Origin of the sequence: Clostridium fessum, assembly GCF_003024715.1 — a bacterium.
Classification (GTDB): domain Bacteria; phylum Bacillota; class Clostridia; order Lachnospirales; family Lachnospiraceae; genus Otoolea; species Otoolea fessa.
The window spans coordinates 67,269-86,212 of the sequence record NZ_PYLO01000006.1 but is presented as its reverse complement, the minus strand read 5'-3'; the positions used below and the strand labels follow the sequence as shown (position 1 = coordinate 86,212).

Below are 18,944 nucleotides of genomic sequence, written 5' to 3'. Positions count from 1 at the left end.
TTCGGAAGATACGGAATTGTTACGAATAACTTTATCATATCATGGGGGGAGGTGGTTGGCAAGATTTTAAAAGAAAGCGGGATGCGCCCATATCCGGAAGAGGTGTATAGGTTTGGAAAATAACTACTGACCCATCTGCTTCTCCCCCAGCTCCTCCGGCAGTGCCTCAAAGAAAATATCCTTCCAGGCACGTTTCAGCTGTTTTTCATGAACTACATAGGGCTGCACTCCAATATATTTAGGAACGTTATCACTGACCAGGGATTTGGCGACTGCAAGAGCGGCCGCTTTTCCCTGGTCATATGGTCTCTGGGTGCTGAGTCCTTTTACAAATCCTTGATTCATTTCTTCTGCAATCTCAAAATCCAGATCTGTGGTAAAGACAGCAATATCTGTCCGGTTCAAAGCTTTTAGGGCCTTGATGGCGAGCAGGGCGGGGCGGTCCCAGCTCACATAGAGCGCCTGAATATCCGGGTGCTCGTTTATCATCTCATAGCATACCTTGTAGGCATTTTCAATTTGAATAAATCCCTTTCTGGCAGTGATTTCAATGTCGGGATAGGATTCCCTTAATATTTTTTCGGCACAGTTATCACGCTCGGTAGTGCCATAAAACATGGCACCGTGGATGATGAAGCCGACTTTGGCGTGCGGTTTTTCTTTCAGATATTCACCGATCATGCGCCCTGTATTGGTGCCATTTTCCCGCTCATTGACGGAGATACAGGAGACGTAATTGTTCCGGCTGAAATTCTGCGGGACATTGCTTAAAAAGACCAGCCGCGTCATTTTGGACAATTCCTGAAATGCCGGACCCGTCTGGACATCGTCGGTGGGGATGGCGATGACGGCGTCTGGGTGCTGCATTTTGATGCTTTCGAGCTGCATATTCTGGAGGGCAGGATCAAAATGGGCGTCCATGGTGGAAATAATATCGATTCCGTACTGTTCCAGTTCATCCCGGATGCCTTTCTGATGCAGGGCAGCCCAGGCGGTTCCAGTGTAGTGGAAGGAGATGGCGACGCGGTAATTTCCAGTTCGCAAAAGCTGTTTTTCCTCCTTGGAGAGGCGGATGCTGTCCGGGGAGACGGCGTGTTCACCGAGCGGACCGTTGTCGATGATCCGGGTGGAATCACGCAAAATCAGCTCTACATCTGCATAGCGGGTCAAAGGCGCGCCGGAGAGGTGGTTGATCTCGTCAAAGAGTGCCTGCGAGGCGAGTTCTGCCATCTGGTCGATGTCCCGGTGGATGCAGGATAGCGGTGGGGCGGTCAGCTCGCACCAGAGCATATCGTCAAATCCGATGATGGAAATATCGCGCGGACAGTCTTTTCCCAGCTCCCGCAGCGCCTTGAGAAGAAACATAGTCAGCCGGTTTCCACCGGCGATGATAGCGGTGGGGAGATACCGGGTGATGCTTTTCTGAATATTCAGGCTGATGGTATCACTGGACTGATACAGATTGATCTCCGCGATGCAGGAACTGCTCAGGGTATGGTTGGAGGAGAGAAGCGCCCGCTCATATCCGGCAATCTTGTCCTGTTTGGCGAGGCTGTCTGTTTTTTCTACCAGAAACAGCACATTTTCGTGTCCGCTCTCAAAAAAATAGGAAGTAGCGGAGTGAAATGCTTTGGTGTAATCAAAAAGGATCCGCGGTGTGACATCGTCATCGATGAATCGTTCGACACAGACAAACGGGATACCGGATTCATAGAGAAATGAATAGGCAGCCGGATTACTGCTTACTGGGGAGAGAAAGATGCCGATGGTCTTGGCACTGGAGATTAAGTTTTGCAGGATGCTTTTCTCCTCTTCCGGGCTGTCGTTGGTGACGGCGGTGTAAAACTGATAGCCTTGGCTGGTCGCGTAGGATTGCAGCTGATTGCACAGATCGCAGTAGAGCGCGCTCTTGATATTTGGAAAGACAGCGACAATCTGTGAACTGCGTCCGCTGCGGATTTTACGCACCTTTTTTTTGATTTTTTCAGAATATCCACTTTCTTCAATAATAGCTTCGATTTTATCCACCAGTTCCGGGCTGACATAGCGCGTATGGTTGATAACATGGGAAACGGTGGCGATGGAGACGCCTGCCTTTGCGGCGATTTCTTTGATGGTCATAAAACTCCCCCTTTCTGGTACGGATTTAGTCCGGCTGTTCCTGCGCGGCTGGATTTGAATTTGCCGCAGTTTTGTGTTTCTGTTTTTTGATTATAGCACAAAAATAGGAGCAAAACGATAAGGTAAATATAATTTACGTAAAAAATTAGAAAGAGCGGTAGAAGTGCATAAATATCAATAAAACAGGATGAATATATCGCTGAAATTAGTGCAATATGCCACAAGAGTATTGACGAAAGGGCATGGAATAGAGTAATATCTAGATATCAGACAGGGAGACTCCTTCCAGAGAGAAAATTTTTTACGTAAAAAAGAAAACTATAACAATCCGTTTGAAATGCACTAAACAGTGATGAAGTAAGAGGAGGATCAGATTTATGAAAAAAAGTCTTAGATTTACAGCAGCAGGTCTTTCAGTTTGCATGATGGCAGCAATGCTGGCAGGATGCGGCTCTTCCAGCAGTACCGATACAACAGCGGCAGCCGATGCTTCTGAGGCAGCGGCAGATACGCAGGGGGCTGAGGCAAAGACCAGCGATTTATCGTTTGCATTCTGTACGAATACTTTAAACAATACTTTCCAGAGTTCCATTGATGCAAAGCTCAGCGAGCTGTGCAAGGAAAACGGCATTTCCTATACCTGCCTGGATCCGGATTATGATTTAAACAAGCAGCTCAGCCAGTTATCTGACTGTGCAAACAGCGGTTACGATGCAGTGTTTGTTATCCCGGTTGACTCCGCAGGTATTACCTCCGGACTGGCTGAGATTGCAGATGCGGGTATTCCGATTTTCAACGTAGATACCGCGGTCATCGATGATGATATCGAACAGTTCGTGACACAGTTCGTTGGAACCAACGCATATATGGCAGGCCAGTTAGTGGGCGAGCAGATGACGAAAGATTATCCGGATGGCGCAAAGATTGCAGTTCTGGATTTCCCGTCCAATGAAAGCTGCGTGGATCGTGTCAATGGTTTCCTTGAGGGCCTTGGCGATCAGAAAGATAAATTTGAGATTGTAGCACAGCAGGATGGCGGTGCAGCGCTGGATCAGTCGATGGGACTGGCTGAGGATATCATCACAGCAAACCCGGATCTGGAAGCATTCTTCTGTATCAATGACCCGTCTGCCCTGGGTGCAGCAGCAGCTATCAAGGCAGCAAACAAGACCGGCGAGATCGGTGTATATAGTATCGATGCATCCCCGGATGGAAAACAGGCACTCTTAGACGGTGAGTTCACCGCAGTTGCATGCCAGGTTCCGCTTCAGATTGCAGAATATGCATTTGACGCAGCTGAGAAATATGTAGGCGGCGATACCGCAATCGATGAGAAGAAAGTATATCTGGATTCTCATCTGGTAGAGAAAGAAGAGGCAGAGAAGACTCTGAACGACTGGCAGTAATGAACTGCGAGAAAGCTTAACAGTTACGTGAAATAAAATAAAACATGGAAAATGCGGCGATGGGGTTCATTGCCGCATTTCTAAAAAACGGAGGGTTCTATGGGAAAAACAATTCTGGAAATGATAGATATCAAGAAAAGTTTTTCCGGGATCTATGCATTGTCAGGGATCAATTTTTCCCTGGAAATGGGCGAGGTTCATGCGCTTCTGGGAGAAAATGGAGCGGGTAAATCAACGCTTATCAAGGTCCTTGGAGGAATTTATAAACCGGACAGCGGAACAATCAAGATTAATGGTCAGGAAGTTGAGATAAATGGTGTTTCGGACGCCCAGGAGAAAGGAATCGGAATCATACATCAGGAGATCGTCCTGGTTCCGTATCTGACGGTCGCGCAGAACCTGTTCCTGGGACGGGAAATCAAGACGAAATTCGGCACCGTGGATATGCGGGAGACGAACCGCCGGGCAGGCGAGATGCTGGCAAACCTCGGGGTCAATATCCACCCGGATACGCTGGTAGAATCTTTGACGATCGCCCAGCAGCAGATGGTTGAGATTGTAAAGGCGGTATCCTTCGACGGACGGATCATCGTCATGGACGAGCCGACGTCCTCCCTTTCCAATGACGAGGTAGAACAGTTATTTGGAATCATTGAGAGATTAAAAGCAAAACAGGTAAGCATTATATATATTTCCCACCGTATGGAAGAACTGTTCCGGATCTCGGATCGGGTTACCATCATCCGCGATGGCGCCTATGTGGGAACGAAAAAAACATCGGAGACGAATGCGAACGAGCTGGTAGCCATGATGGTAGGACGGGAGTTAGAGAGCTTCTATGCCAGAGATTACAACGATCTGGGACATGCAGAAACGGCGTTGGAAGTGAAGAATTTAACCTGTGAGGGTGTGTTCTCAGATATCAGCTTCCGGGTAAGAAAGGGAGAGATCCTGGGATTTGCGGGTCTGGTCGGAGCCGGACGAAGCGAGATCATGGAATGTATCTTTGGAGCCAGAAAATACCAGAGCGGAACCATTCTTTTAAATGGAAAGGAAGTCCGCTTCACGACACCGATCCAGGCAATCAAGGCGGGCATCGGACTGGTGCCGGAGGATCGGAAAAAACAGGGACTTGTCCTTGGCAATACGGTCGGTTTTAACCTCACGCTGGCATCGATTGACTCTTATATTAACGGAATTGCCATCAGCGACCGGAAATGTCAGGAAGTGATTGATTATTATAAAGAAAAGCTTCATATCAAAGCAGTGGCAGACCGGGTGGAACTGGTGGAAGCGGGAAGTCTTTCCGGCGGAAACCAGCAGAAGATTGTCCTTGGAAAATGGCTGGCAATCAAGCCGGATGTCCTGATTCTGGACGAGCCGACGAGAGGCGTCGATGTCAATGCGAAGTTTGAGATTTATTCCGTTATTAATGAGCTGGCGAAGGCGGGTATCGCCGTTATCATGGTATCCAGCGAGCTGCCGGAGATCATCAATATGTGCGATAACGTATGTGTCATCAAGGCGGGAAAAATGACGGGAATGCTCGGAAGAGAAGAACTGGATCAGGAGAGAATCATGCAGTATGCAGCAGGAGGCGAAGAGTGATGAACGGAAAGAAAAGTACAGCAGGCAATTCGGTACTCTCGGTATTTACCGGAAATACAGGAATTATTGGAGTGCTGGTTATCTTATGTGTGGTAGTCGCACTGGCAACCGATAAATTTTTGACACCGAGCAATATCATTTCAGTGCTCAGACAGATTTCCATTAATACATACATTGCACTGGGAATGACGTTGATTATTATTCTCGGACACATCGATCTGGCAGTTGGCGCGATCGTAGCGATGAGCGGAACTCTGACCGTAGGATTTGTAGTTAATCAGGGACTTCCGATTGGCGTGGCGATTGCGGCTGGCATCATCATCGGTGTTGTGGCTGGTCTGATTGATGGTATGGTTGTATCGAAATTCCGTGTTCCGGCATTTATCATTACGATGGCAATGATGAATGTCTGCAACGGTATCGCGTATGTATATTCGGGCGGACAGTCCACCCGTATTACGGATAAGTTTTTCATTGCAATCGGAACGGGTTATCTGTTTAACATTATTCCGCTGCCGGTTGTCTATATGGTTATTTTAATTATCGTATTTAGTTTTCTGCTTTCTAAAACAAAATTTGGTACCTATGTCTATGCAATCGGCGGAAACCGTGAGGCGGCGCGTCTCTCTGGTGTTCCGATCAAGAAAGTCGAGATCATCGTGTTTACATTGTCGGGCGCCCTGGCGGCGTTTGCAGGTCTGGTTCTGGCATCGAGAATGTATTCCGGACAGCCGTCCGTCGGAAGTGGCTATGAGATGGATGCGATCGCAGCCTGTGTCCTCGGCGGAACCTCGATGGCAGGCGGACGCGGACGTATCAGCGGCACAGTATTTGGTGCGATGGTAATCGGTATTATTTCCAATGGTCTGAATCTGATCGGTGTCAGCTCCTACTGGCAGCTGATTGTAAAGGGTCTGATCATTGCCTGCGCGGTTGTACTGGATTCCCAGAAGGGCAATCTGGCACTCCTCAGAAAAAAGAAATGATTCCAAGAGCACATTTAGAAAGGCAAGGAGAGAAGAATGGACTTTTTCAGAAAAATGTCATTTGCGGATTCGACCGGTGACGCGATTCCGTTTTATCATGAAGGTAAATATCATATTTTTTCACTGACATCCCCGCCAGGAACCACGGTATATCCGGCGAGACTGCGTACTACATGGAGCCACTCTGTTTCGGAGGATCTGGTGCACTGGGAGGAGCTGCCGACAGCACTGTATCCGGGCGAGGGCGATGAGCCGGATGCGTCCGGCGTGTGGACGGGATCGGTTATCTACGGCGAAGGAAAATATCACGCATTCTATACGGGTTACTGCCTGACGGCAGAATATCAGCAGACGATCTGCCATGCGACGAGCGAGGATGGTATCACCTGGACGAAGGACGCGGCAAACCCGGTTATCACGCCGATGATAGAGTTATATGAAAAGCTGGACTGGCGTGATCCGTATGTATTTTATAATGAGGAAGATAAATACTACTGGATTCTGATCTCGGCGAGACGGCTGGATATGCCGGTGACAAGACGCGGCTGTATCGTCCTGTACCGCTCGAAAGATCTGGTAAACTGGGAGTATTATGGTCCGTTGTATTCGGCAGGCAATACGAATTGTCCGGAATGCAGCGAGATGTACAAGATAGGCGATACCTGGTATCTTTCCTATTCCCGCTTTTCCGAGTTTGTCAACACGATTTACCGCACTTCCAAATCTCCGTTTGGACCGTGGAAAAAGCCGAAGAAAGACGGCATCGGCGGACGCCGCTTCTATGCAGCTAAATCCATGCAGGATGACAACGGGCGCCGTTTCTACTTTGCCTGGGCGCATGACCGTGCAGAAAACAGCGATCGCGGCGAGTGGTACTGGGGCGGCACGTTCTGTATTCCGCATGAGGTCGTTGCAACGGCAGACGGACAGCTGGACGTGAAGCTTCCGGAAGAATATGTAAACTGCTTTAAAGAGAAAGTTGACTGGAAATACCTTCCGGTCATGGGAGAATACAAGCTGTATGGAGATACAACGGTTGAGCTGGATGGATGCGGGACAACCTCGTATGGTTTCCTGGAGCAGCCGGAAGAAAAGTTCCTGTTTACCGGCACGGTGATCCCGAAAGAAGCGAATGATTCCTTCGGAATCCTGTTGAAATCCGACTGGGAGGCAAGCGGCTGCCTGTTCTTAGAGTTTGATGTGGCGATGCAGCGAGTATCCCTTCTGTCCCTGCCGATGGGAGTTGACCCGTTCTGGGAGCAGTCCTGTCAGGCAGTTCCGAAGGCAACCGAACCGGGACCGGATGGCGTTCGGGTGGCTGAGAAGACCTTTGAGATTAAAGATGGACAGGCAATTGATGTAAAGATTTCGGTCGATCATGATATGGTTGAGGTGTTCGTGGGCGAGCAGGTGGCGTTTACCTATCGTATTTTCCGGAAACCGGAGTACGAGCTCGGTCTGCTGGCGCAGGACGCGAAAGTAGAATTTGCAAATATCGCGATTCGGAAGTAAAATTCCTTGTGAGAGACGAACGGATGTGGCTGTCCGCCTGTGAGAGGGCTGGATGGCGGCACCATTGATATAACTTGTAATACGGAGGATGATTCGTATGAGAATAAAAACAGACATCACAGCGCTGGGAGAGCTTCTGATTGATTTTACTCCAGCAGGTGTTTCACAGCAGGGAATGCGTCTGTTTGAGCAGAATCCGGGAGGTGCGCCGGCCAATCTGCTGGCGGCTGCTGCGAAATTTGGAAGGAAGACAGCATTTATTGGCAAGGTGGGTAAGGATATGCACGGCGATTTCCTGAAGGAAACCCTGATCCGGGCAGGTATCAATACGGACAACCTGATTCAGGATGAAAAGTATTTTACCACGCTTGCATTTGTAAGCCTGAAAGAAAACGGGGAGCGCGAATTTGCCTTTGCGAGAAAGCCGGGGGCAGATACGAATCTGTGCATGAAAGAGATCGATCCGGAGATCCTGGAAAATACGAGAGTATTTCATGTCGGTTCCCTGTCGCTGACCGATGATCCATCCCGGACGGCAACCTATGAGGCGATCAATATTGCTAGAAACAGCGGTGCGGTGATTTCCTACGATCCGAACTACCGGGCGGCGCTCTGGAGTGATCCGGAGACCGCACAGCTTCGGATGCAGTCGCTGATTCCCTATGTAGATATGATGAAGATTTCGGATGAAGAAACCTCGCTTCTGACCCCGTATCAGGACCCGGAGGAAGCGATTCAGTATCTGCTCCGTCAGGGGGTGCACCTGGTGGCAGTGACGCTCGGAAGAGATGGCGCCCTGATCGGCAATGAAAATGGAATCGTAAAAGCGGAGGGCTTTTCCTCCCATGCGGTCGATACAACCGGCGCTGGTGATTCCTTCTGGGGAGGTTTTCTCGCCTCCTATCTGCAGGAAGAAACCTCGCCGGAACACCTGACCCGGGCGCAGATGATTCAGTTTGGCAGGGTCGGCAACGCAGTGGCAAGCCTGTGCGTCGAACGCCGCGGCGGAATCTCGGCAATTCCGGAGATGGAGGAGATTGAAGAGAGGCTGAGAGGCTAGAAGAAAAGATAGAGTAAGTAGTTGGTAACTAGCCTCAGATTGGTCATCTGTGAATGACACAAAACCCCAGAGAGCGGCAACTCTCTGGGGTTTTGTTGTGTGACTGTTTGGATATATTAATATTCCTCCACATGCAGCAGATGATGTGCACGATCGGATAACGGAGCTTCAAGATACTCGTCATACAGTGTCTGAACCGCCTTGTTTTCATGGCTGAACCGGATGGCGCTGCGGGCGTCGTAGCCGCGCAGGCACTGGTCGCGGTCTGCGCAGTCCTTCGGCTTATTCTGGAAGGATGGGCGGATCGGCTGGCCGCCGCCGTTGATGCATCCGCCTGGACATGCCATGACTTCAACGAAATCATAGTGGCATTCGCCGCGTTTTATCGCCTGAATGAGGCGTCTGGCCTCTCCTAGGCTGCTGAGAGCTGCACAGTGCAGCTTCACACCCTTGATATCGATCTCCAGTTCCTTAAAGGAGCTGATCTGGCGCAGAACCTTCAGCGGACTCTGTTCGCCGATCTCCGGATTTTCACCGGTTACGGTGTGGTAAGCGGTACGAAGAGCTGCCTCCAGTACGCCGCCGCTGGCACCGAAGATAACACCGGCTCCGGTTGCTTCGCCGAGAGGATCGTCAAAATCGCACTCCGGAAGTCTGGATACATCGATATGATCAGCCTTGATGAGACGGCATATCTCACGGGTGGTCAGAACATAATCAATATCCTGTCCGGTTCCGGCGCTGTCCATGCCCGGAATAGTCAGTTCGCGTTTCTTGGACATACACGGCATGATGGAAACACAGGTGATATTTTCCGGTGCAATGCCTTTTTTCTGTGCAAAATAAGTTTTGATGACAGCACCGAACATCTGCTGCGGGGACTTGGCAGTGGAAAGCTGCGGCAGAAGCTCCGGATACTGGCTCTTTGCAAAGCTGACCCAGCCAGGGCAGCAGGAGGTGAACATTGGCCAGCTGTATTTATCCGGCTGCTGTAAACGGGCTAAAAGCTCGTTGCTTTCCTCCATGATGGTCAGATCGGCTGCAAAGTCAACATCGAATACATAGTCAAATCCAACGGATTTTAAGGTGGATACGAAACGTCTGTCAGTGGCAAATTCCGGGGAAAGACCAAATTCTTCACCCCATGCGGCACGGACAGCCGGAGCGACAACCGCTACGGTTACCTTGTCATCATTTGCAAGTTCACCGTGGATACCATTGATGGCTTCCACATCATCCCGCTCCTGGAGAGCGGCCGTCGGGCAGTGGGTAACGCACTGTCCGCAGAGAGAACAGTCGGATTCTTTGATTTCCAGATTGTGGGAAACATCGACGGTTGTATGGGAACCGGTTCCGGACACATCCCAGATATTTAAGGTCTGGATCTTGTCGCAGATCTGGACGCAGCGCATGCATTTGATACATTTTCCCGCATCGCGGATCAGTGGAAAAGTAGAAGTCCAGATCATTTCCGGATATTCGTTTTTATAACGGTCAACAGTCAGGTTCAGATCACTTGCCACCTGTTTTAATTCACAGTTGGAACTGCGCACACAGGTGGGACAGTTGGTGTGATGCTGGGAAAGAAGCAGTTCCACGTTGATCTTGCGGGCTTCGCGGACCCGCGGGGAGTTTGTGAGAATCTCCATACCTTCCTGAACCTGGTTGTTGCAGGAGGTAACGAGATGGTGGATTCCCTTCACTTCTACAACGCAGACACGGCAGGCACCGATCTCGTTGATATCTTTCAGATAGCAAAGATAAGGAACGTGAAAACCGTTGTCGCGGCAGGCGTCCAGAATCCGGGTTCCGGCAGGAACCTGCAGCGGTATATTATTAATTTTGATGGATACAAGATTCGTATTTACCATGATGTGGTCCGCCCTCCTTTGAAGTTTCCATAACCGAAGTGATCACAGCGCAGGCAGCGTCTGGCTTCCTGGCCAGCCTCCTTGAGGCTCATGCCGCATTCGGTAAGTGTAAAGTCACATTTGCGTTCTCCGGCAGGACGCTCTGTCAGGTTGACACGTCCGCAAGGAGTACGGTCGGAGAGATCCGGTTCCGGAATCTTCACATCGCAGGTAATCTCGTGGTTGTAGCCGAGATACTGGTCGATGTTGGCTGCGGCTACCTTGCCGGCAGCGATTGCACGGATCACGGTTGCCGGTCCGGTTGCACAGTCGCCTCCGGCGAAAATACCCGGCATATTCTGAATGGAGGTCCATCCGGTTGCCTGGATGATGCCCCATTTTGCGTCGATACCCTGTTCTACGAAGTAACGGCTTTCGATGCCCTGCCCCACAGCTGCGATGACGATATCACATTCAACCGGGATAGAGTCGGTGCCGATAGCCTTCGGTGAAGGACGTCCGCCGCGGATTTCTCCCGGCATCTGCTGGCTTACCCAGAGAGCTTTTACCTGGCCGTCCTCGTCTGCTTCAATCCGCTCCGGTGCGTAAAGTTCCATGATCTCTACGCCTTCAGCCATGGCACTTTCAACCTCTTCCGGAAGAGCTGTCATATCAGCTTTGCGGCGTCTGTAGGCAACTGCCACCTTGTCTGCACCCAGGCGGACAGAAGAACGGGCTACGTCCATGGCTACGTTGCCGCCGCCGATGACACAGACCTTCTTTCCGGTAAGATCCGGATATTTGCCGTCGCCGATAGCACGGAGGAATTCGACAGCGGAGATAACACCGCCGGCATCTTCTCCCTCAATACCAATCTTTTTATCACTATGAGCGCCGATGGCGATGTAGATAGCATCATATTCTTTGCGGAGTTCATCCAGAGACAGCTGTCCTGGATCGTTTCCGACCGAAGTTTCAAGACGGACTTCCACACCGGTTTCCAGAATGACATTGATATCATCCTGCAGGCGCTCTCGTGGCAGGCGGTAGCTTGGAATTCCGTACAGCAGCATGCCGCCGAGTTTCTTGCGTTTTTCAAATACAGTGGTCTGATGTCCCATCAGCTGCAGATAATAAGCAGCGCTCAGGCCGCTGGGGCCGCCGCCGATGATCGCGATGCGCTTGCCGGTGGAGGTTGGACAGACCGGTGCCGGTACATATCCTGCCATATCCACAGCTACACGCTTGATACCGCGGATATTGATAGAATTATCCAGCATGTTGCGGCGGCAGCGGGACTCACATGGATGTTCGCATACCAGCGCACAGGCGGTTGGGAATGGGTTATCCTTGCGGATCAGGCGGACTGCATCGGCATAGCGTCCTTCACCGGTCAGGGCGATGTAACCCGGAATATCAACTCCGGCCGGGCACAGAGCTACACAGGGAACCGGCTGATCAAGATTACTGCGGCAGCGGTTGTGTAAGATATGTTCCATAAAATCCTCTTTGAAGCCGTCCAGTCCTTTTAAAACCATCTGGGCAGCGGTATAGCCGATGGCACAGTCAGCCGTGCTTTCGATGACACGGGCTGTTTCCTCCAGCATGGTTAAATGCTTCATGGTTCCTTTTCCGTTCAGGATGTCCTCCAGAAGATTGGAGAGCTGCGCGAGACCGATTCGGCAGGGAACGCATTTGCCGCAGGTCTGTGCATGGCACATTTTTAAAAATGCAGCGGTCAGGTCGACAGGACAAAGACCTGGCGGGCTGGCGATGATGCGCCGTTCCAGATCTTTGTAAAGCCCTTCTACGACATTCTGAGCCTCGCTGTTAGTAGGTATAACGAGTCTGCTCATAAGGTATAAACTCCTTTCATAAATGTGAAATAAAATGCGTTATATTTTTCGATGCAATTATGTGTTTACTATAACATAAAACGAGCGAAAAATACAAGATATTTATTGCAAAATATCTAAAAAAAGAAATGAAAGTGAGGTAAAAACAGATAAAATAGATAAGAAAGATAGGTATAAAGTGTGAAAAAATGTTGAATATATAGCTGCGGTAATTTCATGACAATTAAAAAGTGATGAAATTGTGGATTGCCTACAATTAAAATATCATATTTATGAAAATCACAACCATATATATGAAAATAATGGGGCGAAAATTCTATGATATTTTTGACTTTGCAGACGTTCAGTAAAAAACGGCAGGAGCCGTCAAGCTGCGCTCCTGCCGTTGGGTCCGCCCTGACTGTTTTTGTTCAGTCCGCAGGCGTGTTCAAATTCGCGAAGTTTCTGTTCTGCCTCGGGGGTCAGATGGTTCGGGACATCGATCTGGACCGTCACGTACTGATTGCCATGGATGGACGGATTCTTCATGGAAACAACGCCTTTTCCCTTTAATTTAATCTTGGTTCCCGACTGCGTCCCGGCTGCGATCTTGCACAGGACATTGCCGTACAGGGTGGAAACCAGCGCCTCACCGCCGAAGACTGCGGTGGTAAACGGAATGCGGACGGTCGAGTAAACATCCATCTCCTTGCGCTCCCATCCCGGTTTTTCTGCCACGGTAATGTTAAGGAGCAGATCACCGGCCTCACCGCCACCGGTTCCCGGCATGCCTTTTCCTTTCAGACGGATAGATTTACCGGTATCGATGCCCGCTGGGATGTGAACCTGTAAAGACTGGCGCTTGCCAGTCTGTGGGTTCTGCAGAGTGATGAGCTTCTCGCAGCCGGATACGGCTTCATCAAAGCTTATGGTTACATCGGACGTGAGGTCAGAACCTTTCTCACGGAAATCGGCGCTGTGAAAGCCCTGACTGCCGCCGAAGCCGCCAAAGCCAGACCCGCCGCCAAAATGAGCGCTAGAACCGCCAAAACTGGAACCACCGGTAAAATGAGTCCCAGAGCCGCCAAACCCGGAACCGCCCGTGAAATGTCGGCTGCGGGAACTGCCGCCCGAACTCTTGCCGTGGAACATGCCGCCAAACATATCTCCAAAAATGTCACCCATATCGTCCATGTCATCCCCGGTAAAATGGTATTCTGCATAACCGCCCGGACCGCTCTGATAGTGCCAGGAACCGCCCTGACCGGTACCGCCAAAGCCGGAGCCAAATGGACCATTTCCAGAAGCGCCGGCACCGCCAGCTCCGCCGTATGCGGCGCTGTTCGGGTCAAATGCGGCGTGACCGAAGCGATCGTAGAGTTTCTTTTTTTCTGGATCACTTAAGATCGAATAGGCTTCGTTGACATCCTTAAACATCTGCTCTGCCTGGGGATTACCGGCATTGGAATCCGGGTGATACTTTTTGGCAAGTTTCCGGAATGCCTTTTTGATCGTCTCCGCACTGGCGTCCCGCTTTATCCCCAGTATGTCATAATAGTCTCTTTTCTCTGCCATCGATTATCACCTCCGTAGATGCAGTGATTTAAGTTTCAATTATTTAGGTTATGATAAAAGATTGGGTATGATAGAAGCTGCCGCATCCCTGCGACAGCTTCTGAACCTATCTGGCTGCTGGCAACACAATGTGTGAGCCGCAGCTGCCTATCTGATTATTAACCTTCGATGGAAACGAAATGCTTCTCTTCAACCGCTTTCTTTTCCAGCTCTTTCGGGAAGGTCAGGGTCAGAGTGCCATTTTCAAATTTGGCATGGATATCCTTTTCCTCCAAGTTCTCGCCGACGTAGAAGCTTCTGCTTACATTGCCGCTGTAGCGTTCCTGACGGATATATTTAACGGTTTTCTGCTCGGCTTTAGCGTCCTTCTTGGAAGCATCTGCTTCTGCGGTCGTTGCATCTTTCTGATTCTCCTCCGGCATATCTTTCGATGTAACTTCTTTCGAACCGCTGACGGTCAGATAGCCATCTTTCAGCTCAATCTGAAGTTCGTCTTTCTTAAATCCCGGCAGGTCGATGGAAACTTCATAATCCTTATCGGTTTCCTTGACATCCGTCTTCATCAGCTGGGAAGAGGAAGCGCCATACAGTCTCTGGTTAAAGCTCGGGAAGGAAAAATCCATCCAGTTATCAAAGTTATCAAATACACTATTATTAAAAATACTCGGCATATACATAAGTCATCTCTCCTTTTAGTTATCTGTAAATGTCTTTGTAGTTATCATCTATGTAAAAACATTGGGAGGAAAAGGGGAACTCATTCATTTCCTTGTCCTTTCCTTTGTTCTAGCTGTAATATAACACACATAATTAGCACTGTCAAGAGGTGAGTGCTAATTTTCTGTGAAGTTTTTGTGAACAACGCAATTATTCACGGGCAGGCACTTTTGGAACCGAAAGTACCGTAATGATAACAGGCAGACACCTTCGCTCTGAAAGTGCCTGCCTGTTACGGAGCAGTTCCTATGTTTTTATATGATTTCTTCCACTGGCGGGTGCTGCTGTTTCCGGGTCCAGTAGATATAATATCCGATATTTAGTACAATGCCGACGATCGTAGAAACGGGGGCTGCGAGACCGATCTTGGTCAGGCTGGCGTCCGGCTGGATACTCATGAAATACGCTAGCGGGAGGCGCACCAGAAGCGTCTGGATGAGTCCCTGTGTCATAACCCAGAGTGTCTGGTTATTTCCGTTGAAATATCCGATCATGCTGAACAGAACCGCGGTCACGATGGACTCAAGTGCGAATCCTTTCAGGTAATCATAGCTGTTCTGGATGACCGCCGCATCCGTCGAGAAGAAGCCGGACAGGATATCGCCCTTTAGGAGAACCAGGGTAAAGACGATACAGCCGACGCACAGACCGACGCCGATTCCCGTAAAAAGGGTGTGCTTGGCACGCTTGACTTTCCCTGCCCCTACGTTTTGGGAGACGAAGGAAGCCATCGACTGCATCAGGGCGCTCGGGACGAGCATGGCGAAATTGACGATCTTGCAGGCTACACCGTAACCGGAGGATGCCTCCAGTCCCAGGCGGTTGACGAACGCGCACAGGGCTAAGAAGGAAAGCTGGGTTAAAAATTCCTGGAGCGCGAGCGGCAGCCCGATGGAAAGAAATTTCGGGCACTGGGTGTTGAACCGGAAATCATGCCGGGTGATCGTAAATGGCAGTGTTTTCTTAATTAAAAGAAGAATCGCAAATACGACGCTGAGCGCCTGCGCGGAGATGGTCGCGATGGCGGCGCCGACGGCGTCCATATGAAGACCAGCTACCAGTGCGAGGTCGCCGATCACATTGACGATGCAGGCAACCAGGACAAAGAGAAGCGGCGACTGGCTGTCACCGAGCCCGCGGAAGATGGCGGACAGCAGGTTGTAGGCGACGATGAAGAAAATGCCGCCTCCGCAGATGCGGATGTAGCTGGCGGTCAGATCCACCGCCTCCTCGGGCGCCTGCATGAGAATGGCGATCGGGCGGGCAAAAAAGACCATGACGACGAATAAAACGGCGGAAATGAGCGTAAACACGATCGAAGCTCCGCCGACAACCGCGCCGATCTGCTGCGGTTTCTTTTCACCGAGATAGCGGGCGATCAAAACCGTGATACCCATAGCGAACTGGATTACGACGAAGGTGACGAGGTTTAAGACCTGGCTGCCGGTGGAGACAGCGGAAAGGCCGGAAGTCGAACCGAACCGTCCAACCACCAGCAGATCGACCGCGCCGTATGCCGCCTGCAGAATCAGTGCGCCGAGTACCGGAATCATGAAGGCAATCAGTTTTTTCAGAATACTGCCTTGTGTAAAATCAGCTTTATCATTGTTCATGGGAATCCCTCTGTTTGCACATAATCTGATAAAATGTCTCCATCGTCTGAACCATCTGGCGGGCATCTTCCTCAGAGATGATATCTAAAGATGGGGCGAGCGCGCTGAAATATTCGGCGTCATACGTCTGTGAGAGCGCCCTGCCCGCTTCGGTGATGGAAATGTAGGTGATGCGTCTGTCGTCCGGCGAGGTTTTCTTTTGCAGATAACCACCCGTCTCCATCTCCTTGACGGTCCGGGTCACGCCGGGGCGCGGCAGGTTCAGCGCATCGCTGATGTCCGATATTTTCACGTGGACGCCGTTTCGTTCCAGCGACTGGATGACATCCAGATATTGAATATAGGAGGAAGTGACTCCCTTCGGCAGCGGCGGAAGCATATCCCGGATCCGCTTGCCCTGATAACAGGCGTCCAACATCCGCTTGATTGTTTCGATGGTCATATAGAAAGTCTCCTTATCAAATAGTTGCTTGCGATAATTACCATAGATAATTATATAGGGAAATGAGAAGTTGTCAAGAAAAAAATACCGCCAGCTCCCGGGATGGGCGCTGACGGCGCGTGTTGTTATAATGTAAGGGCAGTTGTGTTGCTGTTTGTATGTAGGTGGGCAGCAACACAGAATGCAGCGGCGTGGCATTTTATGAAGTATGAAAAATTTCCATAGCCGCAATGTGTTTGGATAGTACGTTCACTTTCCATGGTATTTACCATAAATAATAGTAATTACTTTACTTCAACTAATTCGATCTTGAAGTTCAGCTCCTTACCAGCCATCTCATGATTGGCGTCAAACGTGATATTTACCTCATCCTTTGCGATAACCTTTACCGGGAACGGCTGTCCCATCTGGTTGGTTAAGTAAACCTGCTGACCTACCTGCAGTTCCTCGGAACCCGGCAGTTTGGCAATCTCAAGCTCCAGAATTGCGTTCGGATCCGGCATGCCGTAAGCTTCCTCCGGCATCAGGTGGATCTCCTTTACCTCGCCGACTTCCATATCAGCGACAGCGGCATCGAAGCCCTTGATCATCTGACCGGCGCCGCAGACGAACTCCAGCGGTTCGCCGCGATCGTAGGAAGAATCGAACTGTGTGCCATCGTTAAAAGTACCTCTGTAATGTGTGCGGCAGGTTTTGCCGACGTTGCGTCCTGTGATTTCAGACATTTTAAAATCCTCCAAATGATATTGATATGCGGTAATGGACAATTTTCCTCAAACGGACAATTTCCAGTGATTTCAGATGCATATTTATCAGTATACTAGAAAACAAGGCGAATGGGAAGAGAAATGTTGTCTCTCCGGTACCGATATTGTCAGTTTTTGCAACGAGGATGGGGCAAGCTGGAAGCAGAGAAGATCAGTTCTCCCATCGAATCTGCTCCCCCTGCACCAGCGGAAACCGCGAAAGCGTCTCCCCGTCCAGGTTCTCCCGGTTCATATCCACTGCCGTGATCTGATGGTTTTCATATGTCGTGTAGTAGTAAATCCCCTTATCCGCATTGCAGCAGGAGGTGTAGAGTGTGATTTCATATTTTTCATCGGAGACCTCGCAGCATCCGCGCTGCTGGTCAACCGAACCTAGGATATGGAAAAACTGGCTGACACTTTCTAGTTCGGATGCGCCGGAGCGGGCATTTGATTTTGTAAAAGCGACCCGTGCAAACCGGGAAGCGGAGGAGAGGTCTCCCGGAAGTCCGAGAGCGCCCATGCCGCGGCTGTAGGTTGTAAGCGGCAGATCGGCAGAAAATGTATTCTGCGGCTGCTTCGGGGACAGGTTCATGTAATTGTTGAGGGAGAACAGCTGCTGCGGGAACGGCGGATTGTTTGTCAGGACACCCACCGGATTGTCGTAGATATGCAGTCCGTCCGCCATCGGCTCGATGACGATGCATTCATTTTTATCGGCAAGAATCCAGTGAAGCTGCGCCGGGGCAAACTGCTCGTTGAATGGGGTGTCGGTCAGTACCATTTGGGCGAGGCGGATGCGAGCCTCTTTCACGGACGCGCACTGGCTGAGAATCCAGGGGATGAACTCAAACTGTGCGATGTTGTCATGATCCTCCTGCGGTTTCTGGTAGGAGGCATTGCCGACGAAATTTAGTCCCGCCATGCAAAGCCCCTTCTCATTAAAAGCATCATAATAAAGCGGATAATCCCCTGCCACATGTGCCATGCCGATGATGGCATAGTGGGTCGAAACCGCGCTTGCGTGGCGGAAAGTAAGTGGATAGTTGCGAGGTGTGACGGTTACTTCGTCCCCGTAAGAAAATTCATAATCTAAGGTTCTGCCGAAGTAGAAATCGGCGGTTTTGTAGGTTGCGGCTGTACACATGGTCATTTCTCCTTTTTCTGTTTCAAAGTGTGTGGGTCAGATGGTGTTTATCAATGTTCTATTTATTTGTTGTATGCTTTATACTCAACTGCATCATTGTAAAAGTGGAAATGAATCTTGCTGTTTTTAGTATATTTAGTATATCAAATTTTTGAGAAAAATATAGAGGAAAAGCGGATATGGAAATAGAAAGAGATTGGTCAGATCATTTTAGGACTTAAAGTGAAAGGTAAAATCAATCTGCTTCACAAATGTATTGTCTGGGTATATAATAAGGGGCATAAACAAATAGAAATGATAGGCAAATAAATTTTTTTACAGGAGGA

Annotated in this window: 14 protein-coding genes; 5 read left to right on the top strand and 9 right to left on the bottom strand. The window is 49.9% G+C overall.

All coding sequences use genetic code 11. The features are described from left to right. Positions 1–123: 123 nt before the first annotated feature. Entirely contained in the window at positions 124–2,121 is a 1,998-nt protein-coding gene (locus C7U56_RS13965) for a LacI family DNA-binding transcriptional regulator (protein ID WP_107001729.1), read from the bottom strand. 377 nt (positions 2,122–2,498) lie between these two features. Between C7U56_RS13965 and C7U56_RS13960 the strand changes: the two genes are divergently transcribed. The 5 genes from C7U56_RS13960 to C7U56_RS13940 all read left to right on the top strand — a co-directional run bounded on the left by C7U56_RS13960 (position 2,499) and on the right by C7U56_RS13940 (position 8,693). After that, positions 2,499–3,527, top strand: coding sequence for a sugar ABC transporter substrate-binding protein (locus tag C7U56_RS13960; RefSeq protein ID WP_107001728.1), 1,029 nt, complete (start codon positions 2,499–2,501; stop codon positions 3,525–3,527). A gap of 99 nt (positions 3,528–3,626) precedes the next feature. Continuing rightward, entirely contained in the window at positions 3,627–5,135 is a 1,509-nt protein-coding gene (locus C7U56_RS13955) for a sugar ABC transporter ATP-binding protein (RefSeq protein ID WP_107001727.1), read from the top strand. Beyond that, positions 5,135–6,121, top strand: a complete 987-nt coding sequence (locus tag C7U56_RS13950) for an ABC transporter permease (RefSeq protein WP_107001726.1) — start codon at positions 5,135–5,137, stop codon at positions 6,119–6,121. Before C7U56_RS13955 ends, C7U56_RS13950 begins: the two co-directional genes overlap by 1 nt. 36 nt (positions 6,122–6,157) lie before the next feature. Beyond that, entirely contained in the window at positions 6,158–7,633 is a 1,476-nt protein-coding gene (locus C7U56_RS13945; RefSeq protein WP_107001725.1) for a glycoside hydrolase family 32 protein, read from the top strand. Positions 7,634–7,730: 97 nt separating this feature from the next. Next, positions 7,731–8,693 carry a carbohydrate kinase family protein gene (locus C7U56_RS13940; RefSeq protein ID WP_181357259.1) on the top strand — a complete coding sequence of 321 codons (963 nt, stop codon included), beginning with the start codon at positions 7,731–7,733 and terminating at the stop codon, positions 8,691–8,693. 116 nt (positions 8,694–8,809) lie between these two features. On the opposite strand, the gene C7U56_RS13935 is transcribed toward C7U56_RS13940, so the two are convergent. From C7U56_RS13935 to bsh, 8 genes are all read right to left on the bottom strand, one after another. Next, a complete protein-coding gene (locus C7U56_RS13935) occupies positions 8,810–10,564 on the bottom strand; it encodes a [FeFe] hydrogenase, group A (RefSeq protein WP_107001724.1) in 1,755 nt (584 codons plus the stop codon). Beyond that, positions 10,558–12,399, bottom strand: a complete 1,842-nt coding sequence (locus C7U56_RS13930; RefSeq protein ID WP_107001723.1) for an NAD(P)-binding protein — start codon at positions 12,397–12,399, stop codon at positions 10,558–10,560. Before C7U56_RS13930 ends, C7U56_RS13935 begins: the two co-directional genes overlap by 7 nt. 366 nt (positions 12,400–12,765) lie before the next feature. Next, a complete protein-coding gene (locus C7U56_RS13925; protein WP_107001722.1) occupies positions 12,766–13,953 on the bottom strand; it encodes a DnaJ C-terminal domain-containing protein in 1,188 nt (395 codons plus the stop codon). Between the two features lie 158 nt (positions 13,954–14,111). Beyond that, positions 14,112–14,630: an Hsp20/alpha crystallin family protein gene (locus C7U56_RS13920; protein ID WP_022360671.1), complete on the bottom strand. Its 519-nt coding sequence runs from the start codon at positions 14,628–14,630 to the stop codon at positions 14,112–14,114. 294 nt (positions 14,631–14,924) lie between these two features. Next, the gene (locus C7U56_RS13915) at positions 14,925–16,283 is read right to left on the bottom strand and encodes an MATE family efflux transporter (protein WP_107001721.1); all 1,359 of its coding nucleotides are present in this window, start codon (positions 16,281–16,283) and stop codon (positions 14,925–14,927) included. Further along, on the bottom strand, positions 16,273–16,725 hold the full coding sequence (locus C7U56_RS13910) for a MarR family winged helix-turn-helix transcriptional regulator (protein ID WP_107001720.1): 453 nt from the start codon (positions 16,723–16,725) through the stop codon (positions 16,273–16,275). The genes C7U56_RS13915 and C7U56_RS13910 overlap by 11 nt, the downstream gene beginning before the upstream one ends. A gap of 284 nt (positions 16,726–17,009) precedes the next feature. Continuing rightward, positions 17,010–17,450 carry an FKBP-type peptidyl-prolyl cis-trans isomerase gene (locus tag C7U56_RS13905; RefSeq protein WP_022359593.1) on the bottom strand — a complete coding sequence of 147 codons (441 nt, stop codon included), beginning with the start codon at positions 17,448–17,450 and terminating at the stop codon, positions 17,010–17,012. A gap of 193 nt (positions 17,451–17,643) precedes the next feature. Then, positions 17,644–18,618 carry a choloylglycine hydrolase gene (gene bsh / locus C7U56_RS13900; RefSeq protein ID WP_107001719.1) on the bottom strand — a complete coding sequence of 325 codons (975 nt, stop codon included), beginning with the start codon at positions 18,616–18,618 and terminating at the stop codon, positions 17,644–17,646. Between the last annotated feature and the right edge of the window lie 326 nt (positions 18,619–18,944).